This window comes from Microcoleus sp. S13_C5, from assembly GCF_036700845.1.
Classification (GTDB): Bacteria; Cyanobacteriota; Cyanobacteriia; order Cyanobacteriales; family Microcoleaceae; genus Microcoleus.
Window position 1 is genome coordinate 10729 of record NZ_JAUBPR010000078.1, and the last position, 20501, is coordinate 31229.

13 protein-coding genes and 1 pseudogene are annotated in these 20501 nt (G+C 42.5%); 1 reads left to right on the plus strand and 13 read right to left on the minus strand.

Features of this window, described 5'->3' with window-relative positions; all coding sequences use genetic code 11:
* The 4 genes and pseudogenes from QUA04_RS19460 to QUA04_RS19475 form a co-directional block, all read right to left on the minus strand.
* Positions 1–1670, minus strand: a pseudogene (locus QUA04_RS19460) (hypothetical protein); the annotation flags it as partial.
* Positions 1671–1861: 191 nt separating this feature from the next.
* Positions 1862–3037 (minus strand): ATP-grasp domain-containing protein, encoded by a 1176-nt coding sequence (locus QUA04_RS19465; protein ID WP_333259430.1) that lies wholly within the window; start codon positions 3035–3037, stop codon positions 1862–1864.
* A 22-nt stretch (positions 3038–3059) separates the two neighbouring features.
* On the minus strand, positions 3060–4124 hold the full coding sequence (locus QUA04_RS19470; protein WP_333259433.1) for a DMT family transporter: 1065 nt from the start codon (positions 4122–4124) through the stop codon (positions 3060–3062).
* A 142-nt stretch (positions 4125–4266) separates the two neighbouring features.
* Positions 4267–4767, minus strand: a complete 501-nt coding sequence (locus tag QUA04_RS19475; RefSeq protein WP_333259436.1) for a thioesterase family protein — start codon at positions 4765–4767, stop codon at positions 4267–4269.
* A gap of 141 nt (positions 4768–4908) precedes the next feature.
* Here QUA04_RS19475 and QUA04_RS19480 point away from each other — a divergent pair, with 141 nt between their 5' ends.
* Complete coding sequence (locus QUA04_RS19480) at positions 4909–5760, plus strand: universal stress protein (RefSeq protein WP_333259439.1); 852 nt, start codon at positions 4909–4911, stop codon at positions 5758–5760.
* A gap of 121 nt (positions 5761–5881) precedes the next feature.
* On the opposite strand, the gene psbM is transcribed toward QUA04_RS19480, so the two are convergent.
* The 9 genes from psbM to QUA04_RS19525 form a co-directional block, all read right to left on the minus strand.
* The gene (gene psbM, locus QUA04_RS19485) at positions 5882–5995 is read right to left on the minus strand and encodes a photosystem II reaction center protein PsbM (RefSeq protein ID WP_015177760.1); all 114 of its coding nucleotides are present in this window, start codon (positions 5993–5995) and stop codon (positions 5882–5884) included.
* 296 nt (positions 5996–6291) lie between these two features.
* Positions 6292–6588: a 2Fe-2S iron-sulfur cluster-binding protein gene (locus QUA04_RS19490; protein ID WP_333259441.1), complete on the minus strand. Its 297-nt coding sequence runs from the start codon at positions 6586–6588 to the stop codon at positions 6292–6294.
* 147 nt (positions 6589–6735) lie between these two features.
* Positions 6736–8631 carry a TolC family protein gene (locus tag QUA04_RS19495; protein ID WP_333259445.1) on the minus strand — a complete coding sequence of 632 codons (1896 nt, stop codon included), beginning with the start codon at positions 8629–8631 and terminating at the stop codon, positions 6736–6738.
* A gap of 141 nt (positions 8632–8772) precedes the next feature.
* Positions 8773–10158, minus strand: a complete 1386-nt coding sequence (locus QUA04_RS19500; RefSeq protein ID WP_333259448.1) for a TIGR03279 family radical SAM protein — start codon at positions 10156–10158, stop codon at positions 8773–8775.
* 73 nt (positions 10159–10231) lie between these two features.
* Entirely contained in the window at positions 10232–10999 is a 768-nt protein-coding gene (locus QUA04_RS19505) for a methyltransferase domain-containing protein (RefSeq protein ID WP_333259451.1), read from the minus strand.
* A gap of 218 nt (positions 11000–11217) precedes the next feature.
* Complete coding sequence (locus QUA04_RS19510; protein WP_333259453.1) at positions 11218–13776, minus strand: sigma 54-interacting transcriptional regulator; 2559 nt, start codon at positions 13774–13776, stop codon at positions 11218–11220.
* 95 nt (positions 13777–13871) lie between these two features.
* A complete protein-coding gene (locus tag QUA04_RS19515; protein ID WP_333259457.1) occupies positions 13872–16187 on the minus strand; it encodes a hypothetical protein in 2316 nt (771 codons plus the stop codon).
* A gap of 1 nt (position 16188) precedes the next feature.
* Positions 16189–20136: a hypothetical protein gene (locus QUA04_RS19520; RefSeq protein WP_333259461.1), complete on the minus strand. Its 3948-nt coding sequence runs from the start codon at positions 20134–20136 to the stop codon at positions 16189–16191.
* Positions 20137–20194: 58 nt separating this feature from the next.
* Positions 20195–20440 carry a hypothetical protein gene (locus tag QUA04_RS19525; protein WP_333259463.1) on the minus strand — a complete coding sequence of 82 codons (246 nt, stop codon included), beginning with the start codon at positions 20438–20440 and terminating at the stop codon, positions 20195–20197.
* Positions 20441–20501: the final 61 nt, after the last annotated feature.

Here is a 20501-nt window from a genome sequence, read left to right on the forward strand (position 1 = left end):
AGTTGAGAAGAAAGGTGCGAGCGTTCGGTGTTAGCAGTTTCTAGCTGAACTTCTAATTCAGAGCGAGTTTGACGCAAGCTATTTAGCTCATTTTCTAACTCGGATACTTGAGATTGAAGTTGATTTTGATTTTGATTTGCCGTCTCGATTTGACTTTGCAATTCCGAAATTTGAGAAGTGAGGTGAGATTCCAATTCAGAGCGACTTTGACGCACACTGTCTAACTGGTGTTCTAACTCAGAGATTTGAGATTGAAGTTGATTTTGATTCTGATTGGCTGTCTCGGTTTGACTTTGCAATTCCGAGATTTGAGAAGTGAGTTGAGATTCCAATTCCGAGCGATTTTGACGCACACTTTCTAACTGGTGTTCTAACTCCGAGATTTGAGATTGAAGTTGATTTTGATTTTGGTTTGCTGTCTCGGCTTGACTTTGAATTTCCGAGAGTTGAGAATAAAGTTGCGATCGTTCTGTGTTAGCTGTTTCTAGCTGAGATTCTAATTTAGAGCGAGTTTGACTCAAACTATCTAGCTGAGCTTCTAAGTCGGATACTTGAGATTGAAGTTGAGTTTGGCTCTGGTTGGCTGTCTCGATTTGACCTTGGGATTCCGACAGTTGAGAATAAAGGTGCGATCGTTCTGTGTTAGCAGTTTCTAATTGAGCTTGCAGTTCTGATAACTGAGACTGGAGTTGCGAGCTATCTCCCTCCTGGCGATGTACCTGAGACTCCAATTCTGACAACTCAGACAGCAGTCTCTCTCGCTCTAAAACAACCATTTCGGATTGAAGTTGTAGTTCATGAACTTGAGAGTTTAACTGCATTTTATCCAGATGAGCAGCTTCTAACTGTCTTTGCAGTTCTAATAATTCACATGGAGGTTCCTGTGCTTGTTCGCGAGGGGTTTGCAATTGAGAGTTGAGTATTTCGCGTTCTTGCTCTGCACTCTCCAATTGAGCTTGTAGCTCTGACAATTCCGAAGTAAATTGCGATCGCTCTGCTTCGACTAATTGCAGTTGAGCTTGCAAACCCGACAGTTGAGACTGAAGCTGCTCCCGCTCTTCTATGGAGCGATCGAACTTAATTTGAATTTCCGACAACTGGTACTGTACCTGCAATCTGCTTTGGCTAGCCGTTTCCAACTGACTCTCAAATTCAGACAGCAGAGCGTGAAATTGAGAACGTTCTGCATCAACCGCCTCTAACTCTGCTTGCATTTCCAGCAATTGAGCGTTAAGTTGCGATCGCTCCTGCTCCGCAACTTCTAGCTGATCTTTAAGTTCTGCCACTTCTGCTAACTGCGACTCAGCTTGTTGAGCATTTTCTAGCTGAAACTGCAAATCAGCAATCAGAGCATCAAGTTGCGATCGATCCTGGGCAATTCCTGCCAAAAATCCTTCCATTTCCGACACTTGATTTTTTAACTCTTCTTGCTCGCCAGTCACAGTTTCCAATCGACTTTGCAACTGAGACAATTCAGAATTTAGCTGATTTTCATTCTGCACCTTTTGCCGCAATTCCGAAGTTCTGGCATCCAACTGAGCCGCCAAATTCGATATAGCCTCCTGCGAACCGTGCATCCGCACCAAGTTGCGTGAATTTCGCTTATTCAAAATTAGCCAGCAGACTAAGGCCCCGCTTCCAAATCCTATTAATAAAAGTAATGCTTGCATTGGTTTTATCTAAATTAATATAAATTGAGTGATTTTGACCCTAACAAAAAAAATGGACATCTACAAATCGCTATCTTACTCAAAGCTATCACAACTTGCCAGCCTGTGTTCACTTGGCTCAACAATTTATATTTCTTTACAAATCCCTTTTGTTTACAGGTAAGGTGCGCCCCGCGCACCCTGAAGTCCGATTAATGAAGCAAATCCACAATATGAGGAATAATTTCGATATGCTGAGTCAACAAATAATCCAACCTATCCGCCAGTAAACTAAAAATTAAATCGTTATAACTCATTCCGTATTCCGCCAAACCTAAAGCTACCAAACTCGTCACATTTTCCCCTGGATGTTTCAGATCCGGTTTGGGATTGGCTTCCAAAACATAAAGTGAGCCATCAGCATCACTTCGGACATCGATACGCACCAAACTGTTCAAACTAAACTCCCAATAAATTTTTCGAGCTAACTCAATTAAGTCTTGTTTTAGTTCAGATTCCTCACCCCCCATCAACCGTCCTCGGTCGGCCGTAATCGCCTTTTTATCCATAGAAGTAAAGATACGTTCGTCAGGCTCCAGCACCCGCTCTATGGTCGAAAAAGCAAAAGGCTTTGTATTTTTATAAAAACCGCCTTTAGCATATTTAACATAGCCACAAACCGCTACACAAAATTCTCGTCCTGGCAAATATTTTTCAATTAAAGCAGTATTGTGAGTGGAGCGGTGAACTTCCGAAACCGCCTGAGACAAACCCTCAATCTTGTCTACAAAATGAACGTGCAGGGAAGCGCGACCGGATACTGGCTTAACAACAAACGGCCCTTTATAGTCACCAAAAGCAATGGAAAAACGCTGATGCAAATTAGGCTGCAAAATCCCTTGAGAAGGATGCCAAGTCATAAACGGAGCGGTTTTAATTCCGACTGATTGCAGTTCTCGTTTAAAAGCGTGTTTGTTATCTAAAATTGAACTATTTAGAGGATTGTGACCGACATAAGGCATTCCCAACATTTCCAACAACGCGGGAGTGTGACAAACAGGATTGTAGCCCTGGACGCCGCCAGTATTCAGCCACACTAAATGGATACTTTTTTGTTTGAGTTGTTCCGGCAGATTCATGTCATCAGGCATGACAAAAACTTGCTGAAAGCCTATTTCTGCTAAGGCTTTAGCAATCTCGCGGGCGACTACTTCGTAACTCTTCCAAGAGCGGGGATTGTGAGTCTTGTAAATCACTGAGCCTGGGCGATCACAGTCGCCGCCGAACACCACAGCAATCCGTAATTTAGCAAACAGCACATCTAAATATTGAGGCAGCAAACTAAAGTCATAATGCCAGCGGTTCAGGCTAATTGATGTTGCAATCATTGAAGTATTTTTCCTTTGTGTTTCATTTTTTAGCGGCCGAACCGCTAGATTTTCCCAAATATATTCCAGCCAAAACCACAGAAAAAGCAAACCAATTAAACAAGCTCAAACTTTCCGAAAACAGCACCCAAGCCATAATAGCGGTAATTACGGGTTCTAGCAGCAGGAAAAAAGCTACAAATTCCGACGACAAACGACCTAGACTGTGGATAAGCAGTCCCTGACCGAAAGCTTGGCAAATCACCGCCAAAGCAATTACAGTCAGCCATCCCTGCCAAGAATAAGGGAAAACTCGATCGCCCGCAAGCAGAACCAGTGGCAAAACCAATATACTGCCCATAAAACAGCGCCACATCAATATAGTTGTCGCCGGAAACTTGGTTCGTAAATGTTCTGAAATGAGCAGATTTCCTGCATAAAACATCGCCGATAAAAGAGCAGCAATGTCGCCGACAAGAGTGTCTCCCGCCGTTTGCAAATCGTCCATTCCGATCGCAATTGCGCCGGACAAAGCCACCGCCAGTCCCACCAAAAACCTGTTGTCAAAGCGTCGCCCCAACAGCAGCCATCCCCCCAAAGTAGTAAATAAAGGAGTTAAGTTTCGCAGTACAGTAGAATTAGCTACATTAGTCTGACTCAGTGACCATGCCCAGAAACCGACAGAAGCAGAAGAAACCACGCCGACGGCTGTTAACAGCATCACATCCTGCAGAGTGTAGTTCGATCGCTCTTCAACTTCTGCCCCAGACAGTCGGCGACGCGCAGCATCAGCACCATTCCACAGTCCAAATACTACAGTTGCTATCCACAAACGGTTAAAAACAGTAGCATTCGGGCTGATTTCCCGTTCGCTCAACCTAATAAAAATCGCAGCCAGCGATACCGCTAGCAGCGCCGCCGACAGCGATGCGATCGCCCAAAATTTACCTTGACTGTCAGCTAATTCACCATTTTTTAAATTCTCTGGGCTTCCAGAAACAATACTTGTCTTTTCTTCAGTTGTTAAAGCAGAGTTTAACTCATTATCCTCGCAAATCTTGTGCTGAAGTTCAATACTTGGCTCTGGCAATTCCAGTTTTTTTGACATTATTAAAATTTCCAATGAAGGCAGAAGGCAGTTGTGTAGGGTGCGTGACGAAAGAAAATTTGGGCGACGAATAAAGTGACTCAAAAGTCACGCACTCTACTTACTAGGGCTGCACCAACTATTTTTTATAGTTAACAGCAGCTTAGGTTGAAGGTTTAACAGAAAGCCTTGTCAAAGCCTCCTTTAGCGCCGGCGGTAATTGCCGGATAATCTTGTTCTTGTCGCGATCGACACCAACCAAAGTTACCTGTGCTGTCACATATAACTCCTGAGTATCAGCCGATCGAATTTCGTAATCCCAAAGCAGCCGCACACCTTCGGTAGCAGCGATCCGCGTTCTGACTGCCACAGATTGACCCATTTGTACAGCCCGGTGGTAGCGCAGCGAAAGTTCCACCACGGGCAATTCCAAACCCTGCGCCACCCAGTCTGCATACTCGATGCCAAGAGATCGCAGACTTTCCACCCTAGCTTCCTCCATCCAAGCCAGATAAGTCCCGTGCCAAACCACACCGCTGTAGTCAGTATGATGAGGGTACACTCGCACCAAATATTCAAACCAGCCCTCAGAGTCCATCCCGCGCCGATTTTGAATAGCACCAGCCGGTGCGAGTTCTGGTTGAGTTCGATCGTTCTCTAACACTTTACAAATCGTTCCAAAACGCTACATTTCTACAAATCATAAGACAAACTTCAGGCTTATGCTTGACAGTAAGAAACTAGAGTACCAACGCCCTAGTTTAACGTCGCACAAGAAAACTCAACTGTTTTTACCGCCAAAACCATGATAGAAAAAATTTTAGTAGCCGTAGCCGGTCGCGGCTTGTGCGAAGAGATGTTTAATATGTTGATGGACATCCCTTCCTTGCAACAAACCTCTGTCACCGTCTTGCACGTCGTGCCGCCGCAAGTAACCTCCGATGGCATGGCCGAGAAGTTGGAAGAAGGAGGAAAGATTTTAGCACAAGCAGTCCAGTCTTTGAAAATAGATCCCAGCAAAGTCAACCCCCGACTCAAACAGGGAGACCCGAAAACCACAGTTTGCCAAGTCGCAGAAGAAGAACAATCCGACTTAATAATTATGGGTTCCCGGGGACTCGGACGGCTACAATCGATTTTGGAAAACTCAGTCAGCCAGTATGTTTTCCAGCTAACATCCCGACCGATGCTGTTAGTAAAAGACGACATCTACGTCAAAAAAATCAAGCGCGTCATGGTGGCGGTAGACAAATCAGAAGCTGCCAAACAGTCATTACAGCTTGCGCTATCTTTGGTCAAAGAAGTCAGTGGCGGAGAGATAATTTTAGTACACGTCACCAAAGATTTGACGGGAAAATCCAGCACAGATTTAACAGCAAGTGCTGAAAAAGACCCTGTATTGGCCCCGGCAGTAGCACTAACCAAACAAATGGGAGTTAACTACCGCTGCGTTAGTGCTACAGGCAAGCCAGGGGAAGAAATTTGTCGGATTGCAGACGACTTGAATGCCGACTTGTTGGTAATCGGTTCCCCGGATCGGCGACCCAACGTTGCCAAAAACTTTGTGGATATCGATCGACTCCTAGGAAATTCGCTATCAGACTACGTGCGAGTTTATGCCAACTGTCCCGTCTTGCTAGCCCGCACAGTCGGCTAGAATCTCATCCTTAAGAGTTAGCCGCTAACACTCAACAGTTAACAAAAAAAGCGCCTCAGCAAAAAGCTGTTGGCGCTTTTTTTTGCAAGCAGCTTGCGCCTGACAGAAATAGCAGCAGTTGCTAATCTTTTCTACCTTGACGGCTAGCTGTTTGAATGTACAGAATGATTAGAAAAACACTGGGAACCAATACAAACAGAATGGTTGCCACAAACCCTAAATCGTTAACTTCCATGAAGACGCTCGCCTCTATCGGAAAATAGAAAAACACACACAACTAGGATATCACTCAAAGGTAAAAGGCAAACTTGAAGACAGAAGGAGAGCTTACGGACAAGTGTCGAAACCCGCTTTCTGTCTGGATGCCTCGCTGCCCAATCTCTTACTTGTCCTAGAAACCAAGTTTCTTTTCCTAAATTGGCAAAATGCGTGATTATACAGTGAAATAGGAAAAAAAAACAAAATTATTGCATTCTGCATTTTTCTTTCCTTCTGCATCTCTAGCATCTCTAGCCTTCTGCCTTCTGAAAGTCACGGTTTAGTCTTCACACTCACCGGGCCATTGACCATAGTTTGACAAGCCAACCGATAGTTTTCTGGCTTTTTCTTGAGCTTGCGGTTCTCAAAGTCAGTGCGGGGCGACAGATTTTCACTTCCCTCGACAATTTCCACAATGCAGGTGCCGCATTGACCGTAGCCCCCGCAATTCATCATCTTTCCGGAAAATGTGTACAAATCGATGCGGTTTTCTAGAGCTTTGAGCCTCAAATTGGCTCCGTCTGCTGCGATGACTTCCTGATTTTCCTTCACAAACTTGATATTGGCCATTGCCGATTCCTTAACGCAGTTGACATGGAACTCTATTACAAAATATTAACTAATGTGTTGGACGTTTAATACCCGATGTCTAATTGCCTTTGTGATTAAAGGACACGCGTGCGTAGCTATCCCGTAGAGAATCGCCCCAACTCTATCTCAAGGAGCATCGGAGAGGTTATTAGTCGGAAGATTGCTCACAGCCCGCTGGAGAGACGAAAGCCCCAGGTTGTAGGTGACAATTGCCGACAATCGGTTTCTCTCAGCCCTAGTCAAATCAGTTTCCGCCTGAATCACATCCGTCTGAGTACCCACACCAGCTTGAAACCGCAGTCTCGCCAGACGCAGAGCTTCCCTTGACTGCAAAACCCCCGCCTCAGAAGTTTCGATATTCTCAAAACTCGACTCTAAGCCAAAATAAGCTTGTTCTACTTCCCGGCGCACCTGGTTGCGGAGTTGGTCAAATCGACTTTCGGCGATCGCAATATCCGCATTTCGCTGCCTCACCCTCGCGTTCGCCGCGCCTCCGTCGAAGATACTCCAAGTCAGACTCGCCCGGATCGAATAACCATCGGCCCAGCCGCGAACAGCATACGGGTTGGGGTCGTCAGGGTCTTGTCCCAGCACGTTGTAACTACCCCCAACACTCAGTTGAGGCAAACGCCCCGCCTGGATAGATCGCCTCTGCTGCTTGCTGATATCTCTCTGCACCAACTGCTGTTCCAACTCGGGGCGATTCTTAAAAGCCTGCACGATACTCTCTTCCAAAGACAGCCTCCAAGAGCCCGCTTGCTCTACCGGGTCAGCCGCTGTCAAGTTCGCCGACTGGCTGATATTCAAAATCTCAGCCAGACGCCGCTGGGCAACTCGCTGATCGCGACGGGCCACTGACAGTTGTTGCACTTCGTTAGCCAAATTTGCCTGAGCCTGCAACACAGCAAACCGGGTTCCCACCCCTGCCCGTTCCAAAGCTTCGGCATCCCGCAAACTTTGCTGGGCATTTCTGACCGAAGCTTGGCGGATGGCAACTTGTCCGTCCGCGTTTTGCAAGGTGTAGTAAGCCTCAGCAGTATCGAAGCGGAGCTGCTCGGCTTGGCGTTCCACATCCAATTCCCGAAGGCGCAACTGTTCCTCAGCCGCGCGGATGTTAGCCCGCCGTCTTCCGAACAAATCCACGTCATAGCTCAATTGCAAAGTGCTGTTGAGACTGTTGCTGCCGAAATTTGTGCCGGCTTGAGGGGCGGGCTGCCCGGTTCCGTTAGCCCGAGCGTTGAGGCGGCGCTGCGTAGCCCGGATTCCGAGTTCTCCGCCGGCAGTCACAGAGCGGCTGGCGTCCATTTGAAAATTCAGATCTGGATAAAGAGCAGCTTGCTGTTCGCGCAAAGCGGCTCTGCTTTGTTCCACTTGCTGTCCGGCGATTTGCAAAACTTGGCTGTTGCGGCGGGCGAGGTCGATCGCCTGCTGCAAGGTAATTGATTCAGTTTGCTCGATCCTGACATCCTCCGGGTTTGTCGGAAACTGCAGCGGATTCGGGTTGGGTTCGAGGGAAGCCGGAGGGTTGGTGTCTAAAATGCCCCTCGGAGTGAGAGGGGGGAAACTTTCGTTCGGAGTGCCCCGGAGAATTGGTACCGGGGCACTCGGCACAGGAACATTTTTGGGAGGGTTCGGGGAAGGCTGCTGAGTCTGTGTCGGTTCCAACCCTCTTAGAGGCGTTGAACCGCCCTGCGACAGGGTTGATGGGGAAGCCGGAGCAGCCTGTTGAGGCTTTGATGCTTGCTCGGGCCGCGTTGCGGGAGTTGATGCGATCTTGGCTCCCCCTTGCTGCTGAGACTCGGAGGTTTGAGGGTTAAGGGCGATCAACTCTTCGGCCTCTGGTGCTGATTCTGCCGCTGTGTTCGAGGTCGATCGAACATTCTGCCCTAATTCGAGCTGATTGCTAAGGGCCAAACTGTCCTGAGATTGAGCCGGAGGTTGTGCTGAAGCACTCTGTGCGGCGTTGCTGAAAGTAATTGCAGCGCCTACTCCGACTACGATGATTTGACGAAAAACACGCATAATTTTTTAATTACTCTGCAATCCTAGAGACAATTTTAGAGCAAGGTTGAGGTCTCAAGTTTCTAGTCTGTAGCCTGAACTCGACGGTTACAAGTCACAATTACCCTACTCATCTTAACTTTTGAATGTTCCATTCAAAATTTAGAATTTAACTTCAGCATTTGCCAGACCGATCGCCGCCGAGATTAGTTCCTCTACTCCGCTCACCGGCAAAATCCGGGTTTTCAGCGAGCTGGCGAGCTGTTCGAGGGTCATGTCGTCGAGAAAACGCGGTTCCCCCTGTTTTAGCATCACCGACGGCAGCAGGATGCCATCTCCCAAGTCTCGCCCCTGCAAAGCTTCGAGCAAATCTTGCCCGGTGAGCAAACCCGTAACGGTGATAGTTTGTCCCCAGTAGTGGCTGCACAGTGCTGCCATGTTGACCGACAAGCCGGGAATTTGGTTTAGTTGTTGTACGATCGGCTCAAAAGCTTTTTCTACAGCATTCCCCACGACCCAAACTAACTTGCGCTCTGGCTCGACTTGCATCGGTTGCAGCTTCTCAAAAGCCGTTTCAAACTGCTGGATAAACTGGCGGATAGAACCGACACCGTTACCAATTTGCGGATAATCTTCGTAATCTTCAGCCGACGGCAAATCTAAACCAGCTATTAAAAACCACTCGTCAGCCAGCCAAATACAGCGCGATTTTGAATTCTGCTTTTTCGCCTTTTGGCCACCTTTTCCTTTACTTAAAAGCACTTGAGTTTTCTGCACTTGCTCGATTACTTCTCGCGCTTTTTCCGCAGTTACTGCGCTCAGTTCATCTTCGGCTGGGCGAAAGCGAGTTAAACCCACCGGCACTACAGCCACCGATGCTACAGCCGGGATATTTCCTGTATGAAATTTTGCCAAATCTAACAAAGTGCGTTCTAAATGTTCGCCATCATTAATACCGGGACAAACAACTACTTGAGCGTGAATTTGCAAGCGACGTTCTTGAAACCATTTGATTTGTTCGAGAATCTTGCCCGCGCGGAGATTTTTTAATAGCCTAATTCGTACTTCCGGTTCCGTAGCGTGCACGGAAACATAAAGAGGAGAAAGCCGCATTTGTTCTATTCTGTCCCACTCTTTTTGAGTCAAATTTGTCAGAGTGAGATAGCTACCATAAAGAAAACTAAGTCGGTAGTCATCATCTTTGAGATAGAGAGTTTCCCGCTTTCCCGGTGGTTGTTGGTCAATAAAGCAAAAAGGACAGCGATTGTTGCACTGAATTAGTCCGTCAAAAAGAGCAGTTTCAAATTCCACTCCCAAGTCTTCGTCATAATCTTTTTCTATTTCTAATTTGTGGGTTTTGCCTTTAGTGTCTAATACTTCTAATTCTAGAAATTCATCGGCGCACAGGAATTGATAATCAATTAAATCGCGGGGTTTTTGACCGTTGACGGCGACGATTGAGTCTCCTGGTTCAAATCCCATTTCAGCGCAGATGCTGTCGGGGATGACTTTGGTGATTAGGGCGGGCCGGATTGATAAGTCGCTCATATTTATTAGTTATTAATAATTAGTTATTTGTTATTACTGGGACTCTGTTACACTTGTTTTGAGTTGATACAGCTTAGGCTATTTTATCGCCAACGATGACAGCGATTGGAACCGCATAATGAATTTCCTCGCCTCGAAAATGCGCGCCAATTCCGAGACTATCAACACCAATATCCTCTCTAAAAATTTCTCGAATTTTCTGGTCATCGCCGGGGTTGGGAAAAGAAGCAGCTAACTGTTGTTCTAGCCCCAGTTCTACCTTGTAAAAAGCCAATTTAACATTTTGAAGATTGGCATCTGCGACTAATTTTGGAAACTCTTCCAGAGTCAAGGCGCGAGTATGAGAGGGATCGCGCAACTTCTCAACCCGGTCATAAGCATTCACTTTATCCGGTGGCAAAGCAACATCAGCAATCAGGATTCGACCACCTGGACGACATACGCGAACCATCTCTGATAGAACAACATCTGGCTGCAAAAAATGATGGAAAGCGTAACGACTCAGAACAAGAGAAAAAGTAGCATCGGGAAATGGTAGTGTTTCAATATCTCCTTGTTGCCAGGACAGATTAATCAAGTTTTTCTGTTGCGCCAGAATCTGGGCTTGTTCGAGCATCGCTGGTGTGATATCAATGCCAGTAACGTGACTAGCAACTTCCGCAAAAGCACAACTAACAATACCTGAACCGCAAGCAACATCTAGAACTGTGTCTTTGTCAGATACACTCGCCATTTCTCTCAGCAGGTACAGAGACTCTTGATTTGTGTGAGCGTACAATTTAGAGAATGGAATTGCCTGACGAGTGAACTGGTCGATGATGGATTCCTGATGTGCGGTCATAGTTTAGGATGTGGCTAGCGGAGAATGTTTACAGTTTAACTTGTCTAGGCTGAATTGGGCGATCGGGCAATTTGCCCTTTGTTTTCACCAGGGACTCATTTCCTCTGGCACCTTTTTAATGGTGTTTTGCTGTACCTGTCAGCAAGAAGCCTGCTCTTAAATTCGTCAGAGCGAGTAAAAAATTAAAACTCAAAGTAATATATCGCCCATACTTCCTCTCAGGTTCCTACGATCGCATACCACAAACTCAGCATCAGGCACAAACTCGCTAAATGTTGTGGAATCAAAGATTTAATTGAGCGCTTGGCAATTTTTTGAGTCACAAATATTGTAACTAATAATGATACAATCAAAGTTAAACCTTGCAAGAAACTAATCACCGCTGGATCGCCAATAAAACTCGGTAAATCGTCTCTAATTTGTCCGAAAGTGGCAAAAGTTACGGGAATCACTCGACCGCCTTCCTGCAAACCCAATCGCCAATAGTGAGCCAAACTACCGCCCCAGACTAAGGGTAAATAACCGTAGGCGAGAGAGACAAATGAGAGGGGTTTGTAGGTTGTAAATGGCATGGTTTCTGCTTGTCCCAATCGATAAATTGCCTGCATGATTGCGTAGGCAATTAGGGGAATCATCGGCGGGATAATTAACACTGCGATGGACAGTCCTAAATGAGGTAAAAATTGCTCTAAATTGATGCCCAGCCCCAACCAACTATTTATCTCCGGCAAGCGATGGAGATAAATACCGCCTAATAATAGAAATAACAGGGCAACTTCATAACTGTGAGGAACGTGGGTAGTCCATAATTCGATGCCGGGAGGGCGCAGATTTAATTCTACCGATCGATGCGGACAAGCTTTCAAGCAAGTCATGCACAACACGCAATCTTTATTATCGGTTAATTGGGCGGGGTGGGAATAAATCGGGCAGCCATTAGTAGTTAATCCTTCCCCCAAGCCGGGGCCGCCTTTGTAACATTGGTAGGTGCTGCATTCCGCCGCGCAGGTTCCTTGTTGGGCGCGAAGTTCGATAATTGAGAGTTTAGCAAATAATCCATTCATTCCCCCAATCGGGCATAAATAACGACACCAAAATCGCCTCTCGAAGATTAGGGAAAAAATTACCGCTCCGGCGGTGATGAGCAACAACAAACAACTGGATAAATAGGCGGTATTTTCTAAATTCCACAACTCTTCCCACAGAAATATCAGAGTAAATAGTCCAAATAGAAGCCAGCCACCCCATTTTTCTGCTTGTTGGCGCGGCCATTTATTGAGAGTTCGAGGGAAAATTTTCAGCGATAGTTTTTGGACGATTTCCCCATAAATCATAAAAGGGCAAAAAGCACACCACAATCGCCCGATGATGGGGAATAATAATAAAATTAACGGCCACCACCACGCCCAAAAGATATTTAGGGCAAAATTATGTTGTCGATCTTGGGGAGCAACAAACAGGATAATTACCACAAATGCAAACACCCAGGTGGTAAACCAATAATTCACGCGATCGGGATACCAATCGCTCCGTAAAAATTGCCGAAATTTTGGATAAATATTTAATAAATTCAGCCGAAACTTTTGTTTCTTCGCTGCCTGGGCCCAAAACACTTCTTCCGTTAATACCTGACTCCCCTGTGCTTGAACTAAGGCGCGATCGACCATTCCCTGCAATTCCTGCAAATTACCTGGAAAATCGTAGGCTTGTAAGCGGCGAATTGCTTCCGGTGTAACTTGGGGCTTGACTAATTTCTTTTGGCGACAAATGAGGTTGAGATAATAGTTAACCTGTGCTTCTAAATCGGATTTTCGCACCCGCAATGATGGAACTTTAATCTTATGTTGCGTCAGGTTATCTAGCTGAGGTTGGACAATTTCTGAGATTAAAATTATCCGCGCATTACTCGAACGCGGTGGTGGTGATATTTGTCCTTCCTTGACAACGAGCGTATAGGTTCCCTCTGTTAATAATTGCTGAATTTGAGGGCATAATTGAGCGGGTAATTCTTGCACGTCATTTAAAATTAACGTCCCTTCTCCCAACCATTCCAACAGCCCCGGTTTACCGCCCAACCGCCCGAATAATTCCGCTCCATTGCTCTGAAGTAAAGCACTTTTAATCTGAATAATTGGCTCGTTGCGGCGATGGGAACCGAAATGAATTAAAGCAGCTAAATTATCCTTTTCTAAACCAGGTTCGCCAGAGATTAATACCGATCGGCTGTCACTCGATGCCGTGCGAATTTGTTGGCGCAATTTCACTGCATAACGACTATTGCCAATGACTCCTCGTTTCGCCCTAGGTACTAGATAGCTGCGGAGGGCATTTTGACGCTCTCGTTCGTAGGCAATTTCTGCTTCTAGCTGCTCTAATTTCGCCGCCAAACGTTGAGCGTAGGCTTCGGCGATCCGTGGATATCTTTCTAGCAAACCACGCCAGCGATCGGCACTAATGACCCAAAATTGACATTCTGTCCGAGTTATAATTCGACTATCGGCAGGTTGCGCTCGTTGAAGGGCCGATAAATTGACGATCGCCCCCGGCAATAAACTACTCCCCCACATTAATCCCGGTTGTTTGCGGCGGTAGCGATCGGCCTGTCCTCGTTCTAGGATATAGAGATTAGTGACTGGTGTATCTTCGATTACCACTCGAAATCCAGGGAGAAAAGTTGACATCTCCATTTCACCGGCGATCGCCTGTAAAATCTCGCGGGATAATATGCCTAATTCGGTGCTCGATTCGAGCCAGTTAACTAATGTTTCGGTAGACATCGCTTAGCGTCGGCGAAAGCCGAATCGTAATAGTTGGTGTAGAATCTATTATATTCAAAAACTCGACAGCCATTCCTCAGCTAGGTTTCTCAATTTTAAACCAATTCTTTTGCTACTTTTTGCAACAAAGATGATTGACTGTTATCGCTAATCTTTAAAACATTTTGAGTGAGCGTACTAAAATGTAAAGCTGTGATGGGATGTTCGATAAGTTCAGATGTTGGAATTGCCTCTTTAGAATATTTACACCCGATCGCATGGTAGACTCTAAACCCTTTTTTTATAACCGAATCTATAGCTTTTCCAGGGGGAACATAATACTGAATGAATGTTTCATTTTGTAAATCCAAACAAATCATATTTTGGATGCTGTTAATGGGTTTAATTTCCCCGTTATAATAGGAAATTAGTGGTAATAATCTACTACTATCTTTGCCTTGATTTTTTCGGTTTATTTCCAGCTTTCCGTTTTCTAAATCTTCAATAACACCATTTCTTCCAATTAAAATTGGTGTATATACATCGCTAGTATAACAACTAATATATAATTGCTCTGTTTCATCTACAAAATATTGTTGATTGTCGAGTAAATTTTCCGAGTTTTTTCGATTTTTTAAAAAATTAAATCTATTTTTGATCTCCTTCATATCGCGCATTACATTTTTTATGTATATGCAACCGTCTTTATAAAGAAATTCGATCGCAACTGCTTTAGCTTCCTTGTTTCTAGGGCTTCGTACATATATAGTAAAGAATTGTTTCTCAGAAAATGATTGAGGAGTAATGCGAAAGCCAAAATTGGGATTTACAAAACTTTGCTTCATCCAATTCTTAATTCCTAGTTCGAGCCAAACTTTCTGAAATTCCGGTGATATTTTTATCTTGTATTTATCGCAAAAATTATCCCATTCTTTTCTGTCTTCTTGCTGTCTTAGACAACAGGAAATAGCATCATCTACGTCCAATAATTCCCCATCATTAAAATCCTGCGTATCTTGGTTGAGAATATTTATATCGATTTTTTGCTGATAATTGAAAAGGGACAAAGCAGATTTTTTTACATATCCAATGGCCTTAAATTCAGGTATATTTAGACCCTGAATACTGAAAAACTCTCCTGTATCCAAATAGTTGAGCTTTTTCTTTAACTGAGAATAGAAATCAACTTTTGACTTGTTATCTATTTTTGTTGATGGATTCCAGAAACCGTCACCTCTCTGGTAAGCCATTGAACCCGCTTCTTCCTCCAAACGTTTATTAAAAACTAAAGAGTTTTTTTCCTTGTCAAGTTCAATAGTTGACCAAGGAACAACTTCAGTAATTTTCCAACAAGGAGCGTCCTCACCCTCAAGTTCTAATCGTTCGTAGTTACTAATGGTTTTTCCAGAATTATAAAAACTGAGTTCGGAAACTCCCTGATGTTTCAGGCAATTTTTCAATAATTGTCGGTCGGATTCAGTTAGATCGATTCCAGTATTGTTAATAATTTCTAATGATTCTATAGATTCTAGAACTTTATCATTAAGAAAAGGATTCTTTAAGTAGTGGTCAGCCTGAAAAGGAAGAGGTTCAAATGCGATAGCGCACTCCTTTAAAAAACTCTCAAGTTTAGTCATGAGATTTTGGTAATGATAAAGCTGAGTCTTTTTGAATTTGTCAAAATCTGCGTCATCTTTATCGAATCGCATAAAATCAATCTTATTTTTGCGACGAGCATCGCGATCGCGATCGAAGTAGTAGTTTTTCTCTTCATAAACTAACAACTCTCCCACATCGTCACCATCTACGGTGCTGTACCGATCTTTTGGTAAAAATCGTCGGCTTTTTCTAGATAAGGTTAATGTGAGTACATCGTGTTGATTATATTTGATTAATAAATTCTGTCCCCACACCAACAGAGCATTTTTCGATTCAGTTAGCTCTTTGGAATGGATGAATAGTAGTTCTTCAAAACCATTCATTGTGTCAACAGATAAGTTTTGATCAAGAATATAAAACTTAAACGCTAAATTTAAAATCCTTTCTCGATTGCTTAGCCGATCGCTAAATAACTGTTTCCATCCAGAATGATTATTAGTGGAGGATATAAAGAATACATATTTTTTTCCCTCAACATCTGACATAAAGTATTGAATATCTGAAAAATTCGGCTTTTTTCCATCTACAAAAAGCCGTTCTTGGATCTGTTGTTTGATGAATATATGCCGTTTCTTATAATAAAAATTTGCCTCGGACTCCTCATCTTCTGTTCCTCTATCTGCCAGTGAATATTGCAGAGGAAAATGCTCGATTCCCTTGCCCATTTTAAAAAGGTATTGGAAAAATTTTTCAGCAACTTTTTCAGGAGTCTCTAATATTTTTAGCTGGTTTGTTCTCGATGGATCTGATAATGCTTTGATTTTATTTTTCATTTTATTTCTCAGTGGTGAATAAAAACTCTTGGAGAATATTGGATGCAACCGGACAATTACGAGCGTCACAGTAAATCAAATTTCCCGAAAATAGCGTTGGTGAGTATTGGTGATTTTTTTCTTGGTTTGCGTGCAAATTTAGAAGCAATCCTTTCACACCTTTAAATTCTGGATAATCTGAAACAATTGCATTCAGCTTGTTTTGGGTTTTTTCCAGCGTTTGATTGGAAAGGCGATTTCCTGAAGCTCTACTCCATGCTTTAACATCTATACAAAATAGTCTGTTGTCTTTGATATAGTACAGATCGAACCGCTCATACAGCTTACAATATTTTTTGAAATCTAGCAATGGCTCAAAACTATATAGGGTGTTGATAGCTTTCCAGTCTTGTCCTTTGAAAATAACATATTTAATCCAACGCTCCACAAAATTTTCTGTTAGTGATGGATACAAAACATCATAAAAGAAACGCGGACGCGGAATATAAGTATTAAAAATTTCTGGTTGTGGAATCAAGTCATTGTATAGTCTGTAAATTCGATCGGTAGAAGGATCTAGCAATCCAAGTTCATTACCTTCCAAGTCATAACCCCGAGCATTTATTTTGAGATATTCAGGATATAACTGCTTTTGATAAGGATAGATTTTTTCCCCATTGATGCTATCGCTGATAACCTGGAACTTTTTGCCATCTTCCTCTTCTGACGCTAAATAAGGTATAAACTCAGCTTGTTCTAGGTTTTGATAGAAGAGTGATTCAATAAAATCAGCAGGAAATAGCTTTAAATCTTGTAACTTTTTTAGATACTTATCTGGGTTTTGGAAAACAACGGGCTCGCGGACAGCATCCCATGCTTTTGTAATATCAAATGTATTTTTGCGATCGTGAAACTTATCGATTTCTTCTAACATTGTTTGTCTGAATTTTTGAAAAGCTCGATCGGCCTCAATCTCATCACAGACATGATCTTCATAATTATTAATCGAGCGCTTCTTTTCTTCTTCTCGCAGGCTTAGATAAACGTGGTGGTTGTTTGCAGATAATTTGCGAATTTCATTAGGTTCCGAGCGTTCTAAGTATCCGTAAAAATTTAGTAAATTTTGTCTGGTTTCTTCATTAATGAAGATTTTTACAACCTGATTCGGAAAATCCCGTCGCTCCGATCTACCTATCGCTTGTAAAACTCCTTTTCCTAATAAAATTTGATGTTGCCGCTCTCTAAATTCTGCTGCTTCAGGTTGGCTCAGGTATTTGTTAAAATCTTTAATCTCAAAAGTAGAGTTTCCCAACTTTACAATACTTTTCATTAACGCAAAATGGTAAAGTGTAGTAGATTGTTCAGAATCAGTTGATTTTTTGAGTGGTGGTTTCATTACGGTATAGTAACTGTCCATTAGCAAAGCTAAAGAGTCAAAATCTTTTTCCTCACCGCTTGGTTTTTTGATAATGGGGTTTAATCCTTTTGAAGCTGACTGATAAGCTGATATAAAGAAAATTTTCTGCCCTTCTACTTCAACAAGCTCGTCTATGTATGTTTTCTGAGCTGTTTTATCTTCGTAAAGACTGTTGAATGAGGCCTCATATAACATGAGTTTAATCTGAATATTACTGTGATATTTTGGATGCTTTACTTGTACGCTATATATGTTTGGATGTTCGGGCGATCGCTTGAATATAAAGTTATTATTCTTAACTATTTCACAATAATGTATCAACTGTTTAATCCAGCTTAGGGTTTGAGTAAAAGCAATTGTTTCTTGAATCGAGTCATCTTCAAAAAGATAAAACAATAATCGAATAAAATTTTGCAATTCTTGTGTTTTGTAAATACTAAACCAAGTACCATCATTCTTTAAAGAATCGATAAAACCTTTTAATACTTTTTTTTCAAAGTTTTCTACAACTTGTTTAGTTTGTTGGTTGGGAAAGGATGATACATCTTTGTTGAAAAAATTTACTGTAATCTGTCGCTGCGCCTGACGATGAGCTCTGATTTCTTCACAAAGCAATATTTCTTCTTCTATCATTGTATTGAATGAACTTTTCCCAGACCGATCGCGCAAAGTATCTTCTAAATAACTCTGGTCGTAGCTTGTGCTTAAATCTCCAAAAATACCCCCCGTTGCGGAAATCATAAAAATCACATTACTGGGATTATTTAGCATTGACTTGATCTTGAATTCAGGCGAAGTAAATATGGCTGTACTGCCAATAGAAACTTCTCTAAGTGCGGGTTCGATTAGGTTATTTTTATAACTTTGATAGCGCGAAATTTCTTTGATATTTACGATGGATTTATAGCTTTCATAGACATAGGCACGGTTTAAGTATTTTAGCGGTTGATTTTGTGGGGTACTCTCTTCACTTGCCTTTTGAAATTTAGCTATCTGTTTCGACCAAATCTCTAAAGAACGGGATTGCGAATCCTCAGCATCTAGGACATTAGCCAGAAGTTCTTTGATGGTTTTAATTTGCAATCGAACTGCTAGAATGGCATAAATTAATTCTGCCACAGAAGTATTGTCTGAAACTTTTTCTTCAGTTATGTGGACATGGCCGCTGGCAGCTCTAGTTAAAAATAGTTGTTTGAGAGGTTCAATATTATAAATGTATATATTATTATATGAAAAAATATTCATCATATCGTTGCCAATCTTGTTGTAAAGTTCTTGAGGAATCAGCAAACTTCTGTTATTCTCGAATCTTGAAAAAACTCTGGATAACATCTCAAAATCCAAGTGAATGAGATTCTCTCGATCGCAGTCGTTTAGAATCTCGAAGATTTCATTGAGGGATTTTTCGAGTATTTTTTTTATTGTTACAATTTGTTGCAAAAAATTGATAGAGTTCCCTTCCTCGGCGATCAATCTTTGATATGTAGCGGCAAATTCTTGCAGATTATTTTCAAGAGATTTACCCTTTTCAAAATGTTCTTGAAATTCATTAAAAGCACCCTTGTTATTCTCGATAAAATTTAGAAAATCTCTGTTGTCCTTGCTTTGTTTAGAAAATAGAAGAGAAAATTCTCTATTTATAGATGAGAGTGCATTATTGATAGCTAGTGCTTTAGGAGAGATGATGTCAATCTTTTCCTCTAACATAATTTGATAGCCATCTTCCTGTTCATCAAAGGCACAAATAAACTTTCTGGAGTTGTTTGTGTCCTGAATAACGTATTCATCGAGATCGCTGCTTTTCTTGATCCATGTTTCACCATTATGTCTAAAGTACGAAATAGCTGTTTCAAATTTCTTATACGTGAGCATCAAGATGCCCGATTTTTCGCGCAGGAGATGAAGAGGAAAGAATATTTCCATTAGCTTGAAACATTCGTTCAACCAGCTATTTTCATTGGGCTTACATTTGACAAGAAATTCTAAAAATTTTTCAATAAGTTTGTCCAATTCTTGTTCGGCTTTTGCGATCTGGTCTTCGTTAACTTTATTGTCGCCAAAGTCGGTTTTCTTTACATATTCAAGGCGGTTAATTACACCTGTTGCTGTTTTGAGATTTTCTCGAGCTGCCTCGACTTTTTCCCGAGCATATTCTTTGTCGCTAATCTTCCAAAAACTTTTATCGTTTAAGATCGAAGGTATCCATTTTTTGTACAATTTAATATACTCGTCCGTCGTTTTCATTTTTAATGAATTTATTTTGTAGACTGGAATATTTGGATATTGACTTGCGACAGAATCGGGCACCAATAGGTGCTCTCTTAATGGGGCCACATATATACCAATTACCTGAATAGTTTGACGGTCTTCAATCGTTTTATATATGGCTTGAAACAAGTGGTGAGTTTTTCCCGATCCCGTACCATAATTTATGAGTTTGAGTTGGGAACGGTTTTCCCGACAACTATCTTCAATAGTTGTCAGGTAGGAATTAATAATTTTGGAACGAGATGATGCTAACTGCTGATGAAGAAAGTCTGTTTGCTTGTCCATGACCTGCTATCACCTTATTTAGGGTAAATACATAATCACCGCATTTTACCACAGTTGACTACAAATGAGTAGAATTTGAGTGAAGTTTTATCATACTTGCGTTCGATCGATGCTGGATCGGGTTCGGATGAACTTTCAAATTGCCAGTTGACAGGTTGCCCATCAAAGCGACCCCGATCGCCCCCGGCAACAAACTACTCCCCCACATTAATCCCGGTTGTTTGCGGCGGTAGCGATCGGCTTGTCCTCGTTCTAGGATGTAGAGATTAGTGACGGGCGTATCTTCGATTAAGTAGTTAAGCAAAATTAATTACATAATTATCTCCAAATTCTTTAAGAATTCTTTCGACAGATGAAACAAGAGA